The sequence below is a fragment of the Rhodococcus sp. P3_B8 genome (assembly GCF_056402775.1).
Map to the genome: position 1 here is coordinate 1 of NZ_JBFUGT010000489.1, position 3,340 is coordinate 3,340.

Below are 3,340 nucleotides of genomic sequence, written 5' to 3' on the forward strand. Positions count from 1 at the left end.
GTCGTGGTGCTCGACGACGAGGACCGGGTGGTCCTGATCCACCAGTACCGGCACCCGGTGGGGCGCCGGTTGTGGGAGATCCCGGCGGGCCTGCTGGACGAGCCGGGGGAGGACCCGGTCGACGCGGCCGGGCGCGAGCTGGCGGAGGAGACCGGACTCGGGGCCCGTCGCTGGTCCGTTCTCGTGGATGTCGTTCTCTCACCCGGGTTCACGGACGAGTCGGTGCGTGTGTTCCTCGCCGAGGACCTGTACGAGGTGGACCGGCCCGACCCGGAGGACGAGGAAGCCGACCTCGAGATCGAGCGGATTCCGCTCGACGAGGTCGTGTCGATGGTGCTGAACGGGACCATCGTCAACGCCACGGCCGTGGCCGGAGTGATGGCACTCGCCGCTGCCCGGTCCCGCCCGGGCGGTGTCGGCGAACTCCGCGACGTGACCGTGCCCTGGGTCGATCGCCCCGACAGGTTCAGCGAGAGGAAACGCTCGCGCGCCGGCGGGGACGAGGCCGCGCGGGCATGACATGGTGATTGCGCGGCAGGTGGATTCGTACCTCGACCACATGGCTGTCGAGCGCGGAGCCGCCCGCAACACCCTCGGCTCGTATCGCCGCGACCTCGAGCGGTACACGCAGTTCCTCGCCGACCGGGAGGTCACCGACATCGGCCGGATCCGCGAACAGGATGTCAGCGACTTCGTGATCGCGCTGCGCACCGGCGATCCGAATCGTGAACTGCCGCCGCTGGCCGCGAGCTCGGCGGCCCGCGCCCTGATCGCGGTGCGCGGATTCCACCGGTTCGCCGCGGCCGAGGGGATGACCGCAGTGGACGTCGCCCGGGACGTGCGGCCACCGTCGCCGGCGAAACGGCTCCCCAAATCGCTGCCGGTCAACGAGGTGCTGGCGCTGCTGGAGGCGGTCGGCGGCAGCGGACCCGCCGACGGTCCGCGGGCGGTCCGTGACCGCGCGCTCCTCGAACTGCTGTATTCGACGGGCGCCCGCATCTCCGAAGCCGTGGGCCTGGACGTCGACGACGTCGACACCGAGACCCGGTCGGTGCTGCTGCGGGGCAAGGGCGGCAAGCAGCGGGTGGTGCCGGTGGGCCGGCCCGCCGTCGAATCCCTCGACGCCTACCTGATCCGGGGCCGGCCGGYGCTGGCATCACGCGGAACACCCGCGCTGTTCCTCAATGTCCGCGGCGGACGCCTGTCCCGCCAGAGCGCATGGAAGGTGCTGCAGACCGCGGCGGACGCGGCGGGCATCTCGTCGGCGGTGTCACCGCACACGCTCCGTCACTCGTTCGCGACGCATCTGCTCGACGGCGGCGCCGACGTCCGCGTCGTCCAAGAGCTGCTGGGGCATGCCTCGGTGACGACCACCCAGATATATACGCTGGTGACAGTGGGTGCGCTGCGCGAGGTGTGGGCCGGAGCGCACCCCCGGGCGAGGTGACGGAAAGCGTGTCGAGGGGAAATTTCACGGTACGAGGCGGTAGCGTTCGTATAACGATGTGGGATCGGCAGCGATCATCGAGAGAACAGGGGATCATCGGACCGTGGTGACACCGCAGCCGCCAGCGGCGGAGTCAGAGCACTCGCAACAGGAGGGCGACATGTTCGACGTGCGGCAATCCGAACCCGCAGCCTTGTTCGAGGACGCTGCCGTGGTCGTGGAGGAGGAGCTCGGGCCCACGGGACGGCCGACACGTGCGGTGCCGGAACCCGCCCCGCTGCCCTCGCACGGCCCGGCCAAGATCATCGCGATGTGCAACCAGAAGGGTGGCGTCGGCAAGACGACGTCGACGATCAACCTGGGGGCGTCGCTCGCCGAATTCGGCCGACGTGTCCTGCTCGTCGACCTCGATCCCCAGGGGGCGCTGTCCGCGGGGCTCGGCGTCGCGCATCACGACCTCGAACTGACCGTCCACAACCTGCTCGTCGAACCCCGCGTCGCGATCGACGACGTCCTGATGCGAACACGCGTCGAGGGCCTCGACCTCCTGCCGAGCAACATCGACCTGTCGGCGGCGGAGATCCAGCTCGTCACCGAGGTCGGGCGGGAACAGACGCTCGGACGGGTGCTGCATCCGGTGCTCGACCGGTACGACTACGTCCTGATCGACTGCCAGCCGTCCCTCGGTCTGCTCACCGTCAACGCGTTGGCCTGCGCGGACTCGGTGATCATTCCGATGGAGTGCGAGTACTTCAGCCTGCGCGGCCTGGCGCTGCTCAACGACACGGTCGAGAAGGTCCACGACCGGCTCAACCCGCGGCTCGAACTCGCCGGCATCGTCGTGACGATGTTCGACTCGCGGACCCTGCACGCGCGTGAAGTGATGGCCCGTGTGGTGGAGGTGTTCGGGGACCTCGTGTACGACACCGTGATCAACCGCACCGTGCGCTTCCCCGAGACCTCGGTCGCCGGGGAACCGATCACCACCTGGGYGCCGAAATCGACCGGCGCCGAGGCGTACCGTGCTCTGGCTCGCGAGGTCATTCACCGGTCCGGCCGGTAAGTGGTGAATACGCAAGACATTTCGGCTCCACCGCAGACCGAGGACCCGCAGGTCCAGGTAACGCAGGCCGAGGATCAGCAGGCGCCCGCGGTCAAGCCCGGCTTCCGGGTGACGCTGCGGAATTTCGAGGGACCGTTCGACCTGCTCCTGACCCTGATCAACCAGCGACAGCTGGATGTGACGGAGGTCGCGCTGCACCAGGTGACGGACGACTTCATCGCCTACACCCGCTCGCTGGGCACGGAGATGGGTCTCGATCAGACCACGGAATTCCTGGTGGTCGCGGCGACGCTGCTCGACCTGAAGGCGGCGCGTCTACTCCCGGCGGGGCAGGTGGAGGACGCCGAGGACCTCGCGCTCCTCGAGGCGCGCGACCTGCTGTTCGCCCGGCTGCTGCAGTACCGCGCGTACAAGCAGGTGGCGCAACTCTTCGGTGAGCTCGAGGCGGCCGCGTTGCGCCGGTACCCGCGTTCGGCGGCACTGGAGGACCAGTTCACGAAATTGCTGCCGGAAGTGTTGCTCGGGGTCGACCCGCAGCGGTTCGCGGAGGTCGCCGCGACCGTGTTCACACCCCGCCCGAAGCCCACCGTGGGACTCGACCATCTGCACGACATGCACGCGGTGTCGGTGCCCGAACAGGCGGCGCGGATGCTGGAACTGCTCCGCGAACGGGGAGCCGGGGAGTGGGCGACGTTCGGCGACCTGGTCGCGGAGTGCGAGGTGACCACCCTGATCGTGGCAAGATTCCTCGCGCTGCTCGAGCTGTATCGCGAGCAGTCGGTGTTGTTCGAACAGCCCGAGCCGCTCGGGGAATTGCTGGTGAGCTGGAC

At 69.0% G+C, this 3,340-nt stretch carries 4 protein-coding genes; all 4 read left to right on the top strand.

The annotated features are described in order from the left end of the window. On the top strand, positions 1–519 hold a 519-nt coding region (locus tag AC1D1G_RS43380), incomplete at its 5' end, for an NUDIX domain-containing protein (protein ID WP_477956728.1). A gap of 1 nt (position 520) precedes the next feature. Further along, positions 521–1,447, top strand: coding sequence for a site-specific tyrosine recombinase XerD (gene xerD / locus AC1D1G_RS43385; RefSeq protein WP_477956729.1), 927 nt, complete (start codon positions 521–523; stop codon positions 1,445–1,447). 58 nt (positions 1,448–1,505) lie between these two features. Further along, a complete protein-coding gene (locus AC1D1G_RS43390) occupies positions 1,506–2,510 on the top strand; it encodes a ParA family protein (protein WP_477956730.1) in 1,005 nt (334 codons plus the stop codon). Beyond that, positions 2,511–3,340, top strand: an 830-nt coding sequence (locus tag AC1D1G_RS43395; RefSeq protein WP_477956731.1) for a segregation and condensation protein A, incomplete at its 3' end; no start/stop codon positions are given.